Here is a 16,539-nt window from a genome sequence, read left to right on the forward strand (position 1 = left end):
CCAGAGCGCCGTGCGTCCGACAGGACGCGCAAAGGTTGCTCTGACTTTTTTGCTTAGCGCCAGCGCCTGCCATCCGTGCTGAGGCCGAAATCATGCTGGTTGCGCGCATAGGCCGCCAGGCCCCAGAGAGCGGCGGCAGGATGAGTGACAACATATGTAGGCACCGTTGCGAGCAGACGGGAGTGGGGGGCCTTGTCTTCAAACGCACCGCGAAAGGCTGGCAATTTCAGCGCAGGCAGTATTTTCTGCGAAATGCCGCCTGCCAGAAACACGCCGCCACGCGCCATGAATGTCAGCGCGAAATCGCCCGCGACGCGACCGAGATAGGTGGCAAACAGGGCCACGGTTTCCTGTGCCGCAATGTCCCGTCCGGCCAATGCGGCGGTGGTCACATCGGCAGGGGTTGTCAGGGTAGGTTCGACGCCATCGGTGGTGCAAATGGCGCGGTAGATGTTGAGAATGCCGCGACCACAGAGAATCTGCTCGGCGGAAATGCGTCCCTCAATCGGATCGAGATGCGGCCAGATCTGGTAATCGCGCTCGGACCGTGGGCCAACATCCACATGGCCGCCTTCGCCGGGGATGGGAAACCACGTATCGCGGGCATGGAGCAGACCGGCCACGCCCAACCCTGTGCCCGGGCCAAGCACGACACGGGAGGCAGCAGGCAGCATGTCGCCGCGCCCGATCTGCTCGCGGTCCTGTTCTGTCGATGCGGCAACGGCCAGCGCTTGTGCCTCGAAATCATTGACGACGATAATATCGGTGAGCCCAAGAGCGGCCAGCATATCGCGCGGGCGGATGACCCAGCCTGCATTGGTCAGCGGAATTTCGTCTCCCTGCACCGGACCGGCAATGGCGAGAATGGCCGAGCGCGGCGACGCCAGCCCCGCGCCACGCAGGGTCACCTCGATTGCGGCCTCAATGGTCGGGAAATCACCGGTCTGCAAAATCGGGAAATGTACGGGCTGGCTGTGTGCCTCGCTCAGCAGCCCGAAACGGGCATTGGTGCCGCCGATATCGCCGATGAGGATGGGAAAATGCAGGGCGTCTTCAATATGCAGCATGGAGGGCACAGTCCGGTTGGGCGGGAATCAAAGGGAAGCTGGTTGGAACAGGGCCAATTGCTCGGCCGTGGCACGGTTCAGCGCCATTGGCACATCATAAACGGTGGCAAGGCGCATCAGGGCTTTCACGTCCACATCATGCGGCATGGCCGTCAGCGGGTCGACGAAGAAGATCAGCAATTGGACATTGCCGGTTGCAATCAGCGCCCCGATCTGCTGGTCGCCTCCCAGAGGGCCGCTTTTCAGCCGTACGACGTTGAGGCTCGGGCAGGCGTCCTGCACCCGCCCGCCGGTGGTGCCGGTCGCTACAATCTCGAACTGCGACAGCACGGCTTCATGCACACGCGCAAAATCAGCCATGTCGTCCTTTTTCTGGTCATGCGCGATAAGCGCAATGCACTGGCCGTTCGACATGGCAGCTCCGACGATAAAGTTAATCGATTGAAGGCTCTATAGCCTAGCCACCCGGTCTTGAAAAGCCTCCGCTCACGGTGCAGGCCGCGCTTTGGGCACGGGCACGAAGCCAAGTGCCGATGGCGCGCCAATCGGCGGGTCCGCCGCTATTGTGCCCGGCATGGCGGGTCCGCCTTGGTAAGTTGCCGCTTGAAGCGAGGCCGCAGCCGGCGCGTTCAGCACCGCGGTGCAGCTTTTGGGCAGGTCGGCAAGCGTTGCCAGGCGCGGTGGTGGGGCTGGCTTTGTCGGTTTGGTCGTTGGTTTCGCCCAGGGCTCATCGGTAAACCACCATGCGAGCGACTTGTCACAGCCGTCCCCCGGTGCCGTCGGGGCCTGCGGCTTGCAGTTCACCGCATCGGCAGGGCATTTGATGCGGATATGGAAATGATAGTTGTGGCCGTACATGGGGCGCACCTTGCCGAGTAGCGCGCGGTCTCCTTTCCACGTTTCGCACAGTTGTTTCTTGATGCCGGGATGCACAAAAATACGCTCCACCTGCTGATAGCTGGCAGCGCGCATGATCAGATTGCTGTGGGCAGGCGTCCAACGGCTCTGGTCGACAAACAGGCTGTCTTTTTTCAAAAGCGACGGCGTTGGGTAAGTCTCGCGCTCTTCTGCGCTGAGAGGATGGTTGGGCATCGGGGTCAGATAGATATCGGCATCCAACCCCACCTGATGGGAGGCGTGGCCGTTCTTCATGGGTCCGCCGCGGGCTTGCGAGATATCCCCCAGCAGCAGGCCGGGCCAGCCGTCCTTTTCCGCCGCGTCTTTCGACAGGCGCTCGATCAGAGAAATCATCTGCGGATGGCCGAAGCGCCGGTTGCGCGACAGGCGTAGCGCTTGCCATGTCGGCCCGTCCGTCGGAACGGCAACGCCCCCCGCCAGACATCCCTTGGCATAGAAACCATAGGGCTGTGCAGCGGCAACCGACGGCAGGCTCACGGCCCCGAACAGGTCACGGGCAGCAGGCGCATCTTGCGCCTGTGCGGTTCCAAACAGAGTGGTGACGGCGACAAGAGCGTGGAAGGCACGGCGCAAAAAGGCGGGCATGGCGGGTTCCGATGGATGGGTGCGAGAGGCTTCGTCAAAACAAGCTATAGCGCAAATCATAATTTCGAAGTGCTTCTTCGGGCTTTGCCTGTCATTTGACATGATTGGGCCTATTGTGCGGCAGACGAAACAGGAAGACAGGGTACGCATGCAAAAGCGACAGCGGTGGATACGGACAATAGGAGCAATCTTTCTGTCATTGGCTGCATCCATGCCACTGGTTTATGCGCAGGATCTGCAGTGGCGCACGGCCATTTCTACCATCGCTCCACCAAAATATGCTCCGGGTTTTAGCCGTTTCGATTATGTCAACCCTGCCGTCACCAAAGGCGGCACGTTGCAGATTGGGTCTAATAACGACACGTTTGATTCGTTCAATTTCTTGCTTGCCAAGGGAGAAATGGCAGATGGGTTGGGCAATGTCTTCGAAACCCTGATGGTTCAGTCGCAGGATGAGATTTCATCCTCCTACGGCCTTTTGGCGGAAGCGGTGGCGTATCCAGACGATATATCCAGCGCCACCTACCGGCTGCGTGCCGAGGCGCGATGGGCGGATGGAACGCCGGTCACACCTGAGGACGTGGTTTTTTCCTTTGAGAAATCCAAGGAATTGAACCCTCAGCTTCAGTTCTACTACACCCATGTGATGAAGGCGGAAAAGACCGGCGAACGGGACGTGACATTTACCTTTGCTGAGAAAAACAATCGCGAGCTTCCGGTGAGTGTTGGTCAGTTGACCATTGTGCCCAGGCATTGGTGGGAGGGGACGGATGCCAATGGCAACCGGCGCGATATTACCCGCACCACCCTGGAACCGCCCATGGGCTCGGGCCCCTACCGTATCGCGGATATGAAGCCGGGTGCCACCATCCGCTACGAGCGCCGCCCGGATTACTGGGGTGCCAATCTCAATGTGAAGGTGGGGCACGATAATTTCGACACGCTCGTCTATAATTTCTTCAGCGACCGGGACGTGATGTTTCAATCCTTCCGCGCCGGAAATATTGATTATTGGTGGGAAAACGCCGCCAAGCGATGGGCCACGGCGTACGACTTTCCAGCCATACGGGATGGACGCATAAAGCGCGAGGAACTGCTGAACGAATCCGCCAGCCGTGGCGTTATGGTAGGGTTCGTTCCAAATATGCGCCGGGAAAAGTTCAGTGACCCGCGTGTCCGTGAAGCGCTCAATTATGCCTTCGATTTCGAAGCGCTGAACCATCGCCTGTTCTATGATCTTTACAAGCGCATCGACAGTTTCTTCTTCGGCACGGAGCTCGCCGCCCAAGGCCTGCCCACGGGCCAAGAGCTGGACATTCTGGATTCCGTGCGTGACAAGGTGCCGCCAAGCGTCTTTACGAAGGCCTATACAAACCCGGTGGGTGGCGATCAGAACAGGATGCGGAATAATCTGCGCACAGCAATGGACCTGTTTGCGCAGGCTGGCTATGAAATGCGCAATGGTCGTATGACCAACACGCGCACGGGTGAGCCCTTCGGGTTCGAGATTTTGCTGCCCAGCAATATCATAGAGCGGGTGGCACTGCCCTACGCACAGAACCTGAAAAGCATTGGTGTTGCCGTGACGGTGCGTATTGTCGATGCGTCCCAGTACACCAACCGATGGCGCGCGCGCGACTATGACATGCTGTATAACGCCTGGGCTCAGTCGCTCAACCCCGGCAACGAGCAGGCGGAGTATTTCGGCTCTGCCGCCGCAGACCGCGAGGGGTCGGCAAACTATAGCGGCATCAAGGATGCAGGCGTGGATGCGCTTATTCAGAAGGTTATTTTTGCCAAGGATCGGGATGATCTGATCGCCAGTGTCAAGGCGCTCGACCGGGTTCTGCTGGCTCATCACATCATCGTGCCGAGTTACGCCAGCCAGGCTTCCCGCATTGCCTACTGGACCCGTATCGCCCGCCCGCAGGACCTGCCGAAATATGGTCTTGGTTTTCCTGAACTCTGGTGGTCGGCAGATGCGCAGAAATGAAGTGCTTGCCTTTGGCCGGTGTGCCGCCGACATTGCCCGTCAAACGAATCAAATTCCCAATGGACGGAGACAGACAGTCTTGACCATACCTGCCACCGACCGCACGAAACAGGACCGCTGATGGGCGCGTATATTCTGCGCCGCCTGTTGCTGATGATACCGACAATTGTCGGCATCATGGCGATTTCCTTTGCTGTGGCACAATTTGCCCCCGGTGGGCCAGTGGAGCAGGTAATTTCCGATCTGACCGGGCAGAATGGCGGCGACCGGCTTTCCGGCGGGGGCGGTGACCTGACGGCGCAACAGAGCTTCTCAGAGGATAGCGGCTCCAAATACCGGGGATCGCAGGGGCTGGACCCGGACTTTATTGCCAAGCTTGAAAAGCAGTTCGGTTTTGACAAGCCGCCGCTGGAGCGGTTCGGGCTGATGATGTGGAATTACATCCGCTTCGATTTTGGTGAAAGCTTCTATTCCAACACCCGGGTGGTGGATCAGATTATCGACCGGTTGCCGATTTCCATTTCGCTTGGTGTTTGGATCCTGTTGTTTTCCTACATTATTTCGGTGCCGCTTGGCATTACCAAGGCGGTAAAGGACGGGTCTGCCTTTGATGTCTGGACATCCGGCGTCATCATCGTCGGCTATGCGGTTCCAAGCTTCCTGTTCGCCATCATGCTGATTGTCGTTTTTGCGGGTGGGTCTTTCTATAGCTGGTTTCCGCAGCGCGGTCTGGTATCGGATAATTTTGCCGACCTGACCCTATGGGGCAAGATCGTTGATTACGCCTGGCACCTGACATTGCCGCTGCTGGCGCTGTCATTGTCTGCCTTTGCCACAACCACGCTGCTGACGAAGAACTCTTTCATCGAGGAAATCCGCAAGCAATATGTGGTCACGGCGCGGGCCAAGGGGCTGGCCGAGCGCAAGGTGCTCTACGGCCATGTGTTTCGCAATGCCATGCTGATCATCATTGCGGGCTTTCCGGCAGCTTTCATATCGGCATTTTTTACCGGCTCGCTGATGATTGAGTATATCTTCTCACTCGATGGGTTGGGGCGGCTTGGCTACAACGCCATCGTCAAGCGCGATTACCCCGTCGTCTTTGCCACGCTGTTTATCTTCTCGCTGATGGGCCTCGTCGTGGGGCTGATTTCGGACCTGATCTACACCTGGGTAGATCCGCGCATCGATTTTGACCGGAGGGACGTGTGACCATGACACGTGTCTCTCAAGTGAATGCACCGCCAAGAACCGGTCTGTTTTCTCCAATCAGCCTTCGCCGCTGGGGAAATTTCAAGGCGAACCGGCGCGGCTACTGGTCGTTCTGGATTTTTGCCGTCCTGTTCGGCTTGAGCCTTTGCGCTGAACTGATTGCCAATGATCGGCCCATCATTGCCTCATACAAGGGTGAAATCCTGTTTCCCGTGGCGGTTGATTACCCCGAGGAAAAGTTCGGCGGGTTTCTGGCGCAGACGGATTATCGTTCGGATTTCATACAGAACGAGATTGACGCGCATGGCTGGACCATCTGGCCGCCCATCCGCTACTCCTACCAGACCGCCAACGCCTACATCCCGCATTCCGCTCCGACACCGCCCGTTTGGCTGCTGAGCAGGCAAGACCGCTGCGCGGGTTACCCGCAGGGGGTGAATGATCCCGAGTGCCGTCCTGCCAATTTCAACTGGCTTGGAACGGATGATCAAGCGCGCGATGTGGCGGCGCGGATCATCTACGGTTTTCGAATTTCCGTGCTGTTCGGGCTTATTCTCACCGCGCTGTCGGCGTTGGTGGGGGTAACGGCCGGGGCGGTGCAGGGGTATTTCGGCGGCTGGACGGATCTGTTGATGCAGCGCTTTATTGAGATCTGGTCGTCCATGCCGGTGCTCTATATTCTGCTGATCATTGCGGCCGTGCTGCCGCCGGGCTTTGGTGTGCTGCTTGGCATCATGCTTCTATTTTCCTGGGTCGGGTTTGTCGGCATTGTGCGGGCAGAGTTCCTGCGGGCGCGCAATTTTGAATATGTGAACGCCGCGCGCGCCTTGGGCGTGGGCAATGTCACCATCATGTTCCGGCACCTGCTGCCCAATGCCATGGTGGCGACGCTGACGTTTCTGCCCTTTATCCTGTCCGGCTCCATCACCACGCTGACCTCGCTGGACTTTCTCGGCTTCGGCATGCCGCCGGGGTCTCCGTCGCTGGGCGAACTGATTTCTCAGGGAAAAACCAATATCGAGGCGCCCTGGTTGGGGTTGACGGCGTTTTTCGTGCTGTCGATCATGCTGTCCTTGCTGATTTTTGTCGGCGAGGCAACGCGCGATGCCTTTGATCCCAGAAAGACATTCCGGTGAGTGATGTGACAGAGCCTCTGCTTTCCATTCGCGATCTGTCCGTCGCTTTCCATCAGGGCGGCAAGACGACGCTGGCCGTCGACAGCGTTTCGTTCGATATTCAGCGTGGTGAGGTGCTGGCGCTGGTGGGCGAGTCCGGCTCCGGCAAATCGGTGACCGCCAATTCCATTCTGAAACTTCTACCCTATCCGGCGGCAAGCCATCCCGGTGGCAGCATCCTGTTCAAGGGGCAGGATTTGATGCGAGCCACGGATGCGGACCTGCGCCGGGTGCGCGGCAACGACATCACCATGATATTTCAGGAGCCGATGACGTCGCTCAATCCGCTTCACACAATCGAGAAGCAGATTGCAGAAATTCTGGCCCTTCACGGCGAGGTGTCGGTTAAGACCGCACGCGCCCGCGTGCTGGAACTGCTGAACCAGGTGGGCATCCGCGAGCCGGAAAAGCGGCTGGCGGCTTACCCGCATGAGCTATCCGGCGGGCAGCGCCAGCGCGTGATGATTGCCATGGCACTCGCCAATCGCCCGGAACTGCTGATTGCCGATGAGCCGACCACAGCACTTGATGTTACAGTGCAGGCGCAAATCTTGAAGCTGCTGAAAGACCTTCAGGTCCAGCATGGCATGTCCATGCTGTTCATTACCCATGATCTTGGAATCGTGCGCAAATTTGCCGACCGCGTCTGCGTGATGACCGGCGGCAAAATCGTCGAGTCCGGTCCGGTCGTCGAAATTTTTGATAATCCCCGTCATGCCTATACCCGGCATTTGCTGACGTCCGAGCCCAAGGGGACGCCACCGGCGCGCGACGCAGCAAAGCCTGTCGTGCTGGAAGCCACTGATGTGAAAGTGTGGTTTCCGATTAAAGCCGGGTTCATGCGCCGGGTCGTGGACTATGTGAAGGCGGTGGATGGCATCGACATGCGCTTGCGCGCCGGGCACACGCTGGGCGTGGTGGGCGAATCCGGCTCCGGCAAGACGACGCTCGGATTGGCGCTGACACGGCTGATCGCCTCCAAGGGGCGCATCGCCTTCGTCGGCAAGGATATTCAGGACTATCGTTTTGCCCGGATGAAGCCGCTGAGAGCACGAATGCAGGTGGTGTTTCAGGATCCGTTCGGCTCTCTTAGTCCGCGTATGCCCATCGCCGATATCATTGCCGAGGGTCTGGCAATCCATGAAAGCGGGCTGTCGGCCACCGAGCGGGACCGGCGCGTGGCACAGGCGCTGGAAGAAGTGGGGCTTGATCCGGCGACACGCTGGCGGTTTCCCCATGAGTTTTCCGGCGGGCAGCGCCAGCGTGTCGCCATTGCCCGCGCCATGGTGCTGAAACCGAAATTCGTCATGCTGGACGAGCCGACCTCGGCGCTGGATATGAGCGTGCAGGCGCAGGTGGTGGATCTGCTCCGCGATCTGCAACGCCGCCACGATCTTGCCTACCTCTTTATCAGCCACGATCTCAAAGTCGTTCGTGCGCTTGCCAATGACATGATCGTCATGCGGCTGGGCAAGGTCATGGAGCAAGGTCCTGCCGATGAGATTTTCGATGCACCACAGCACGCCTATACGCAGGCGTTGATGGCGGCGGCTTTCAATCTGGAAGCTGTCACGTCCAGCGTCATCCGTGAGTAGGAACATACAATGTCATTGAAGCCAAGCGTGATCGTTGATCTGAAAATGAATCCGGAGAGCGTACGGGACGCGCTGCAAACAGTGTTTCACGGGCGCGAGGTGATCAACCTGGCCGATGACACCGCGACCCCGCACGCTGTTTCGGATGCTGCCTATGCCGTCGTCTGGAAACCGTCTGCCGATCTGTTTCAGCGGGCAACGGGCCTGAAAGTTGTGTTTTCCGGCGGTGCCGGGGTGGACCACGTTTTGAAACTGCCGGGTTTGCCGGATGCACCACTCGTACGGTTTGTCGACCCGACGCTGACCACGCGCATGAGCGAATGGGTGGTGATGCAGTGTCTCATGCACTTGCGTCAACATGCTACCTATCAGGCGCAGGCACGGCAGCGCGAATGGAACGAACGTGCGCAACCTGAAGCACGCGAGGTGACCGTGGGCGTGATGGGTCTGGGCGTTCTGGGACAAGATGCGGCCCGCAAGCTGCAGATTATGGGCTTCAAGGTCATCGGTTGGTCGCGTACGCGCAAATCCATTGACACAATGGACACTTATGACCAGTCCGGGCTCGACGTTTTTCTGGCCCGCACAGATATTCTGGTTGGGCTGCTACCGCTGACGGCGGAGACAACTGACATTTTCGATGGGTCGCTGTTTGCCAAACTCAACCAATCCGGGCCGCTGGGTGGGCCAGTCTTCATAAATGGAGGGCGCGGCGGTAGTCAGGTGGAGCGGGATATCGTGAGCGCGCTCGATAACGGTACGCTCAAAGGGGCATCGCTGGATGTCTTCGAACAGGAACCGCTACCGCGTGACAGTGTGTTGTGGGGATACGATCAGGTTTATATCACACCCCATGCGGCGGCGGCGTCGGATGTCCACGCGTTGTTCAGACATGTCTCCCGGCAGATCGACCGCTTTGAAAATGGCTTGCCACTGGAGCATGTGGTGGACCGGAATAACGGCTATTAACGAACGGGACGGCGGTATCCGGTTGGCTCATGGTAGAGCCAACTGACTCGCTGGATCGCATCGTCCAGCGGTTCGCAGGCAACGCTCATGCTGTGGCCGTTGGCGTGGATGATGCTGTCATGATCCAGCATGATTGCCACATGGCCCTTCCAGAACACCAGATCGCCACGTTGCAACTCGTCCTTTTCTATGGCTGTGCCGAATGCCGCCTGCATGTCGGAATCACGCGGTGCGGCGATGCCCGCCATCATCAGGCTCAGTTGGACAAGCCCCGAGCAATCGATCCCGAAGCCGGAACGGCCACCCCAGAGATAGGGCGTTTCGATAAACCGCGCAGCAATCGAAACGTAATCCCGTGATACGAATTGGCCTATCGGAATGCAGTGGTTGGCAATGACGGACTGCCCCGTTGAAAGCGTGAAATAGTCGGTGCCGCGTGTTTCGCTGCTGCCCGTCACCACCACACGGCTGCCCATGGACAGGGGAAATACAACCGGGCTTCGCAGATCGCCGCTGGAATAGGCGAAGGTGCGGGGAGCCGTAATCAGGTGGGTCGGTTGCGCGTTGCTGCTGCTAAGGTCCGTCTGCTGGAGGTAGCCAACATAGCCATCCACTTCCGATAGGATCCACGCCCAGCCATCCTCTTCATCCAGCACCCGCACCGGTTCACCGTAGAGAAGTTGCGTATCAATGCCAATTTGCCCATTGGGACGCTGGCGGAGGTCGGCGACCGGCACGGTCACGTGGGCGCTATGACCTTCGGTAAAGCGACCTGCTTCCACCATACCCTCCAATCGTGCGTCTGCCAGATCGGAGCGATAGGCATTCAAGCGTCTGTCGAGCGGCATTGTGAATCCTATACAATCAGTGTGCGGCCTCGATCTATAATCAGATCGCCGAATTTTTCCAGATATAGCGCACCGGCAACGGTGCGTTTGATGATGACATTGCGTCTATCGCGCTCATCACGCACGCGGTTAACCAGACCCATTTCCCCCATTGTATCCAGCGCACGGGTAATCACAGGCTTGGTGACCCCCAATGTGGTGGCAAGGCCGCGCACGGTATGCGGCGGCGGCACCAGATAGATATGCAGAAGAATCGACCATTGCCGCATGGTCAGGTCTGGGTCGTTATCCTGCACGTGACGCAGCGCAACCGCGTGCCACAGACCCAGCGCCTGCGATGGATTGAGTTCAACCGGCATGAGCGCCTCCGACGATAGTACCTGACATTACCATCGGATCGTTACGCAACCGTTTCGTTAGCCAGCGATATGGCGAATATGCTCGTAAAGTGCGCGGATCGCCTGTGCCTCGCCGCCGATCGGTCCGTGAGGACGCTCGGTCGGTGCCCAGCCGAAGATATCAAGATGCACCCAGCTCGGTGCTTTCTCGACAAACCGCTTAAGGAACAGCGCCGCCGTAATGGCACCGGCCATGCCGCCAGCAGGCGCATTGGTCAAATCCGCGATGCGCGACGTCACATCTTTCTCATAGCCCTTGTAGAGGGGAAGGCGCCAGATCGGGTCATCCACCGCATCGCTGGCTTTGGAAAGGCTGACGGCAAGCTCTTCGTCATCGGTAAAGAAGGGTGGTAAATCCGCACCCAACGCGACCCGGGCCGCACCCGTCAGGGTTGCCATATCGATGAGCAGATCGGTTTCTTCCTCATCGGCATAGGTCAAAGCATCAGCCAGAATCAAGCGGCCTTCCGCATCGGTGTTGTCGATCTGCACAGTGAGACCCTTGCGGCTTTTGTAGATATCACCGGGGCGGAAAGCATCGGCAGAAATCGAGTTTTCCACCGCTGGCACCAGCACGCGCAGGTCCACATTCAGCCCGGCATCCATGATCATCAGCGCCAGACCCATGACATTGGCGGCTCCGCCCATATCCTTCTTCATCAGAAGCATGGAGGATGACGGCTTGATATCCAGCCCGCCGGTATCGAAGCAAACACCTTTGCCAACCAGCGTGATCTTGCGGCCCCCGCTGTTGCCCCAGCGCATTTCCAGTAAACGCGGTGCTTGCGCGCTTGCGCGTCCCACCGTGTGTATCAGCGGAAAGTTTTGCGACAGAAGCTCATCACCCGCAATTACGGAAACCTGTGCATCGTAATGAGCGCCCAGTGCGCGGAACGCCGCTTCCAGCGCATCCGGCCCCATATCGTTGGTGGGGGTGTTGATGAGATCGCGGGCGAGAAAACTTGCGGCAAGTTGCCTGTCGATATCGGCCCCATCCGCATCGACAGGGCGACGCAGCAGAGGCCGGTCGTCCTTGATTTCCTTATACGTCTCGAACCGGTAGCTTCCCAAGCCGAAGCCCAGCGACAGCCGCTCCGGGGTCAGCGGTGCGGTTTCAATGTGCCACTGTCCGGCAGGCAGGGTGCGCGCAAGGCGGCCGGTGATGAAGGGTGCGATGGCCGGTGTTTTTCCAAGCCCGAACAGCGCGCCTCCAAGGCTGCCATCCTGCGCAGGTAACAACAGCACCGCACCGGATTCGGCCTTGAAGCCGGTTTTGCGGGCCCAGTCCAGCGCGACGGGGTCGATATTGTCAGCCTCGATATTGTCAGGCGTAACGGCAAAAACCGGCAAGGTTGCCCCCTCATCGGTGAAGGGGGAGGGGCGGGAAATATACTGGTAGGGAGCCATTCGAAGTACCTTCGCAATCACCGGAACTGATTGGGTATAGAATAGAGCCGATGGCTGCAAATCAAGCGGTGTTTCTGCGTTAACGCTCTATTAGGGTTAACCAATTATTGATTTCAGGGAGATTCGGGCGGGCAATGCGTGGTCCGCAAAGGCGTTAGGGAGCCGAAATGGCCGCTGCAAGAAGATATACCAAGCCAATTTGTCATACGGGTCTCGGCCTTGCGCTGATTTTGCTTGCCGGATGCAACACCCAGCCGCAGCGGGAGTTGATAACAGGCTCCATTCCGAAGCCCGGTGCCGTATCGTCCATGACGTTGCCGGAACTGAACAGGGCGACGGACGGTGCAGGCAGAGCCTATGAGCGCAACCCCAAGGATAAGCAGGCGGGTTTGAACTATGCCAGCCTCCTGCGCTCCACCGGGCGCAGTGCACAGGCTCTGGCGGTGATGCAGCAGGTGACAATCCACCATCCCAATGACCGAGAGGTGCTTTCAGCCTATGGCAAGGCGCAGGCCGCCGCAGGCCAGTTGGAGCAGGCCCTGACAACCATCGTGCGGGCACAAACACCAGACAGGCCGGACTGGCGGCTGAAATCTGCCGAAGGTGCAGTTCTGGACCAGCTTGGCCGCGCGAACGAGGCACGGCAACGCTATCGCGAGGCTCTGGATTTGCAGCCAAACGAGCCTTCGGTTTTGTCCAATCTCGGCATGTCCTACCTTCTTGCCAAGGACTTGAAAACCGCAGAAAACTACATGCAACAAGCCGCACAGCAGCCGGGTGCCGACAGCAGCGTACGCCAGAACCTTGCATTGGCCGTAGGCCTGCAAGGCCGGTTTTCGGAAGCCGAAGCAATTGCCACGCGTGAACTTTCCCCGGATCAGGCTCAGGCGAACCTGACCTATCTGCGCGGAATGTTGGCACAGCAAAACGCATGGAAGCAATTGGCCGCCAAACCGTAATAGGCGACTTATTTCATGAACTGGTCGATGATCTGGAGCGCGGCAGGACCCAGAATGACGACAAACAGGACCGGTAGAAAGAAGATAATCATCGGCACCGTCAGCTTGGGTGGAAGTGAGGCGGCCTTTCTTTCTGCCGCTTCCATGCGCATATCGCGGCTTTCCTGCGCCAGAACACGCAGGGCCTGAGCAACTGGGGTGCCGAACCGGTCAGCCTGAATCAGAGCCTGCGCAACAGCCTTTACATTATCCAGCCCCACGCGGTTCCCGAGGTTTTCCAGCGCCATGCGACGCTCTGGTAGAAACGACAGTTCGGCCGTTGTCAGCACGAGCTCTTCCGCAAGCTCCGGGGATTGTCCGGCAATTTCATCGGCCACGCGGCGCATTGCAAGTTCCACAGTCACGCCCGCTTCCACGCAGATCAGCATCAGATCCAGAGCATCGGGCCAGGAGCCTCGAATGGATGCCAGCCGTTTTTGACGCACATTCGACACGTAGATGTTGGGCAGATAAAATCCCAGGGCGAGAGCAGCCAGCACGATCATCATGCTTTTACCGCCCGACTGTGCCCATGTGCCAGAAACTACTGCGTACAAAGCAGCAAGAGAGGCGAAAACGAAGGGAAGGGTGAAGCGGGCAAACAGGAATGTGTTCAGCGCATTTTGTGAACGGAAACCAGCGGTACGAAGGGTTGCCAATGTACCGTCATCGACCAGCGCCTTGCGCAGGTTCAGGCGCTCCACAATCGTTTGAACAGACGTGTTGTTGCGAGACCGGAGCGATGCCTTCGTCAGTTTTTGGGCGCTAAGCCGTGCGCGTTCGCGTGCGCGAATACGCTCCCGTTCGGTCGCAACAGACTTCATGCGCCGATTGAGGCTGTTACCATCCAGAAACGGCGTAGCGACCACATAGATCAACCCAAGCACCGCAACGGCAACCAGAACCGCCAGAAGAAGCCGCTGGTCGAGGCTCACACCCCAGAGGGTTGACGGCATCAGAACACCTCAAACTTTAAAGTTAACCATTTGGCGCATGACCAGAATGCCGATCAGCATCCAGACCGCGCTGGCTGCCACCATGATCTGGCCGCGAAAATCCGTGAACAGAACAGTGATATACCCCGGCGACGCAAAGTTCAGCACAGCGCCCATGACGATGGGCGTTAAGCCGATAATCCACGCCGATGCCTTCGATTCCGATGACAGCGACTTGACTTTGGCACCGAGTTTTCGCCGCTCGCGCAGTACGCGGGACAGGTTGCCGAGCGCTTCCGACAGGTTTCCACCCGCCTGTGCATGAATACCGATGACGATGGAGAAGAAGTTTACCTCCATCAGGGGAATGTTCTGCTGCATGCGCATACACGCTTCGGTGACCGTAAAGCCGACCTGCTGGCTGTCAACCACGCGCTGAAACTCGCTCTTGACTGGCTCCTGGGAATCGGAGGCAATCAGTTCCAGCGCATCGTTCAGCGGCAGACCAGACCGAATCGAGCGCACCATCACATCCAGCGCGTTAGGAAACTCGTCGCGAAATTTGGTCATGCGGCGATTAAACAGGTACAAAATCGTCAATCGGGGCACGAGACCCGCGCTGATCACCGTTACAAGGCTCGCTACCCACAAAGGGGCACCTGCAAGCAGAACGACAAGAAAGACGATGAGCGCAAAAATGCCGCTGTAAACGTAAAACATGGTAACGCTGACAGGAATATTACCGAACAGCAGAAGCGAGCGAATGGAGCGAGAGGCTTTTCTCGTATTCTCTTCCTGTTTCTTTTCGATGCCTTTCAGCGATTCCTGCACAGACCGTCGGCGCTTGGACATTTCAGCCACCCGGTCGCGCGCAGCTGAAATTTTGACGTGGTCGGTTTCCGCATATTTCACACGGCTCATGCGCGACGTCGTTTTCTTCGCCGATTCGATACGCTGAAACAGGAGGACATAGGCAAACGAAGCTGCCGATATGGCACCCAAAATAGCGATAAGGATGACGCTGCCGTTGAGCATTATCCACGCTCCATCTGATCCAGAACTTCGGCCAGCCGCTTGTCCTCGTTGAAGTACCGAGCGCGATCCCAGAAATGCGGACGCCCAATGCCGGTAAAAACATGCCGCCCGATCAACTTGCCGGACATGTCTTCTCCATCGATTTCAAAACGCATCAGGTCCTGCGTGGTGATGACATCGCCTTCAATGCCCACCACTTCGGTGATCTGGGTTATGCGGCGCGACCCATCGCGCAGGCGTTGTGCCTGAATGATGATATCCACGGAGTTACAGATGATTTCGCGCACTGTTTTAGCAGGCAGCGTATAGCCGCCCATCGCGATCATGGACTCAATTCGGCTAAGGCATTCTCGCGGCGAGTTAGAGTGGATTGTGCCCATGGAACCATCGTGGCCCGTATTCATCGCCTGCAAGAGGTCGAACACCTCCGGCCCGCGCACTTCCCCAACGATGATCCGTTCGGGCCGCATCCGCAGGCAATTGCGGATAAGGTCGCGCATGGTGACTTCACCCTCGCCCTCAATGTTGGGAGGACGCGTTTCAAGGCGCACCACATGCGGCTGCTGCAGTTGCAACTCCGCTGAGTCTTCGCAGGTGATGACCCGCTCATTGCCATCGATATAGGCCGTCAGACAATTCAGAAGCGTCGTCTTTCCCGAACCGGTTCCTCCGGAAATAACGACATTGCAGCGTACGCGTCCAATGATTTTGAGCAGCGACGCTGCAGCCGGCGTGATGGAGCCGTAGCGCACCAGTTGATCAAGCGTGAGCTTGTCGCGCTTGAACTTTCGGATGGTCAGCGCCGCGCCGTCCAGTGATAGCGGCGGGACAATCACGTTTACGCGTGAACCATCCGGCAGACGGGCATCGCAGATTGGACTGGATTCATCCACGCGACGACCAACCTGACCCACAATACGTTGGCAGATCGACAGAAGCTGCGCATTGTCGCGGAACCGGATGTCCGATTCCACGGTAATGCCGTCGACTTCGATAAAAGTCTGGCCCGCACCATTGACCATGATATCGGCAATATCATCACGGGCCAGCAAGGGCTCCAGCGGGCCATAACCCAAAACGTCGTTGCAGATGTCATCGAGCAAATCTTCCTGCTCGGAAATCGACATAACCAGATTTTTGATCGTGATGATATCGTTGACGATATCGCGAATTTCTTCACGCGCGCTATCGTTTTCCAGCTTCGAGAGCTGGGACAGATCGATCGTATCGATAAGCGCAGAAAACACTTGGGTCTTGGTATCGTAAAAGGACTGGGTGCGCGCGCCTCTGCGCCGGGCCGGGGTGGGCTGAGATGCAGCGCGTGACACAGGCTCGTCGGAGTTGGTGCCCGTTGACGGCGCCAATGGCCGTTCCATCAGTCCGCTATCGGACTGTGTCAGGGGT

General features: G+C 58.2%; 15 protein-coding genes. 6 read left to right on the forward strand and 9 right to left on the reverse strand.

Annotation, left to right across the window (positions count from 1 at the left end; genetic code table 11):
* Nucleotides 1–53: 53 nt before the first annotated feature.
* From IFT84_RS12485 to mepA, 3 genes are all read right to left on the reverse strand, one after another.
* Nucleotides 54–1,076: a glucokinase gene (locus IFT84_RS12485; protein ID WP_446737596.1), complete on the reverse strand. Its 1,023-nt coding sequence runs from the start codon at nucleotides 1,074–1,076 to the stop codon at nucleotides 54–56.
* An 18-nt stretch (nucleotides 1,077–1,094) separates the two neighbouring features.
* Nucleotides 1,095–1,481 carry a methylglyoxal synthase gene (locus tag IFT84_RS12490; RefSeq protein WP_192119830.1) on the reverse strand — a complete coding sequence of 129 codons (387 nt, stop codon included), beginning with the start codon at nucleotides 1,479–1,481 and terminating at the stop codon, nucleotides 1,095–1,097.
* A 72-nt stretch (nucleotides 1,482–1,553) separates the two neighbouring features.
* Nucleotides 1,554–2,570 (reverse strand): penicillin-insensitive murein endopeptidase, encoded by a 1,017-nt coding sequence (gene mepA / locus IFT84_RS12495; RefSeq protein ID WP_192119831.1) that lies wholly within the window; start codon nucleotides 2,568–2,570, stop codon nucleotides 1,554–1,556.
* Nucleotides 2,571–2,781: 211 nt separating this feature from the next.
* Here mepA and IFT84_RS12500 point away from each other — a divergent pair, with 211 nt between their 5' ends.
* The 5 genes from IFT84_RS12500 (at nucleotide 2,782) to IFT84_RS12520 (ending at nucleotide 9,514) form a co-directional block, all read left to right on the forward strand.
* Nucleotides 2,782–4,563: an extracellular solute-binding protein gene (locus IFT84_RS12500; protein ID WP_244651210.1), complete on the forward strand. Its 1,782-nt coding sequence runs from the start codon at nucleotides 2,782–2,784 to the stop codon at nucleotides 4,561–4,563.
* Nucleotides 4,564–4,683: 120 nt separating this feature from the next.
* Complete coding sequence (locus IFT84_RS12505; RefSeq protein WP_192119835.1) at nucleotides 4,684–5,775, forward strand: microcin C ABC transporter permease YejB; 1,092 nt, start codon at nucleotides 4,684–4,686, stop codon at nucleotides 5,773–5,775.
* Between the two features lie 2 nt (nucleotides 5,776–5,777).
* A complete protein-coding gene (locus tag IFT84_RS12510; RefSeq protein WP_192120392.1) occupies nucleotides 5,778–6,911 on the forward strand; it encodes an ABC transporter permease in 1,134 nt (377 codons plus the stop codon).
* Nucleotides 6,908–8,545, forward strand: a complete 1,638-nt coding sequence (locus tag IFT84_RS12515; RefSeq protein ID WP_192119837.1) for a dipeptide ABC transporter ATP-binding protein — start codon at nucleotides 6,908–6,910, stop codon at nucleotides 8,543–8,545. Before IFT84_RS12510 ends, IFT84_RS12515 begins: the two co-directional genes overlap by 4 nt.
* A 9-nt stretch (nucleotides 8,546–8,554) precedes the next feature.
* A complete protein-coding gene (locus tag IFT84_RS12520; RefSeq protein ID WP_192119839.1) occupies nucleotides 8,555–9,514 on the forward strand; it encodes a 2-hydroxyacid dehydrogenase in 960 nt (319 codons plus the stop codon).
* Here IFT84_RS12520 and IFT84_RS12525 read toward each other — a convergent pair.
* Genes IFT84_RS12525 through IFT84_RS12535 form a run of 3 tightly spaced genes read right to left on the reverse strand, consistent with a single transcriptional unit; the run spans nucleotide 9,511 to nucleotide 12,167 of the window.
* Entirely contained in the window at nucleotides 9,511–10,362 is an 852-nt protein-coding gene (locus IFT84_RS12525) for a C40 family peptidase (RefSeq protein WP_192119841.1), read from the reverse strand. The two genes, IFT84_RS12520 and IFT84_RS12525, sit on opposite strands and share 4 nt — an antisense overlap.
* An 8-nt stretch (nucleotides 10,363–10,370) precedes the next feature.
* A complete protein-coding gene (locus IFT84_RS12530; RefSeq protein WP_192119843.1) occupies nucleotides 10,371–10,721 on the reverse strand; it encodes a MarR family winged helix-turn-helix transcriptional regulator in 351 nt (116 codons plus the stop codon).
* Nucleotides 10,722–10,778: 57 nt separating this feature from the next.
* On the reverse strand, nucleotides 10,779–12,167 hold the full coding sequence (locus IFT84_RS12535) for a leucyl aminopeptidase family protein (RefSeq protein ID WP_192119845.1): 1,389 nt from the start codon (nucleotides 12,165–12,167) through the stop codon (nucleotides 10,779–10,781).
* Nucleotides 12,168–12,334: 167 nt separating this feature from the next.
* Here IFT84_RS12535 and IFT84_RS12540 point away from each other — a divergent pair, with 167 nt between their 5' ends.
* Nucleotides 12,335–13,126, forward strand: a complete 792-nt coding sequence (locus tag IFT84_RS12540; RefSeq protein WP_192119847.1) for a tetratricopeptide repeat protein — start codon at nucleotides 12,335–12,337, stop codon at nucleotides 13,124–13,126.
* Nucleotides 13,127–13,134: 8 nt separating this feature from the next.
* Here the strand turns inward: IFT84_RS12540 and IFT84_RS12545 are convergent, their stop codons facing one another.
* From IFT84_RS12545 to IFT84_RS12555, 3 genes are read right to left on the reverse strand one after another with little or no spacing between them, the layout of a single operon-like run.
* Nucleotides 13,135–14,121 (reverse strand): type II secretion system F family protein, encoded by a 987-nt coding sequence (locus IFT84_RS12545; RefSeq protein ID WP_192119849.1) that lies wholly within the window; start codon nucleotides 14,119–14,121, stop codon nucleotides 13,135–13,137.
* Nucleotides 14,122–14,130: 9 nt separating this feature from the next.
* The gene (locus IFT84_RS12550) at nucleotides 14,131–15,135 is read right to left on the reverse strand and encodes a type II secretion system F family protein (RefSeq protein WP_192119851.1); all 1,005 of its coding nucleotides are present in this window, start codon (nucleotides 15,133–15,135) and stop codon (nucleotides 14,131–14,133) included.
* On the reverse strand, nucleotides 15,135–16,511 hold the full coding sequence (locus IFT84_RS12555) for a CpaF family protein (protein ID WP_446737602.1): 1,377 nt from the start codon (nucleotides 16,509–16,511) through the stop codon (nucleotides 15,135–15,137). The genes IFT84_RS12550 and IFT84_RS12555 overlap by 1 nt, the downstream gene beginning before the upstream one ends.
* Nucleotides 16,512–16,539 lie beyond the last annotated feature (28 nt).

It is taken from the genome of Rhizobium sp. CFBP 8762 (assembly GCF_014841565.1).
Classification (GTDB): domain Bacteria; phylum Pseudomonadota; class Alphaproteobacteria; order Rhizobiales; family Rhizobiaceae; genus CFBP-8762.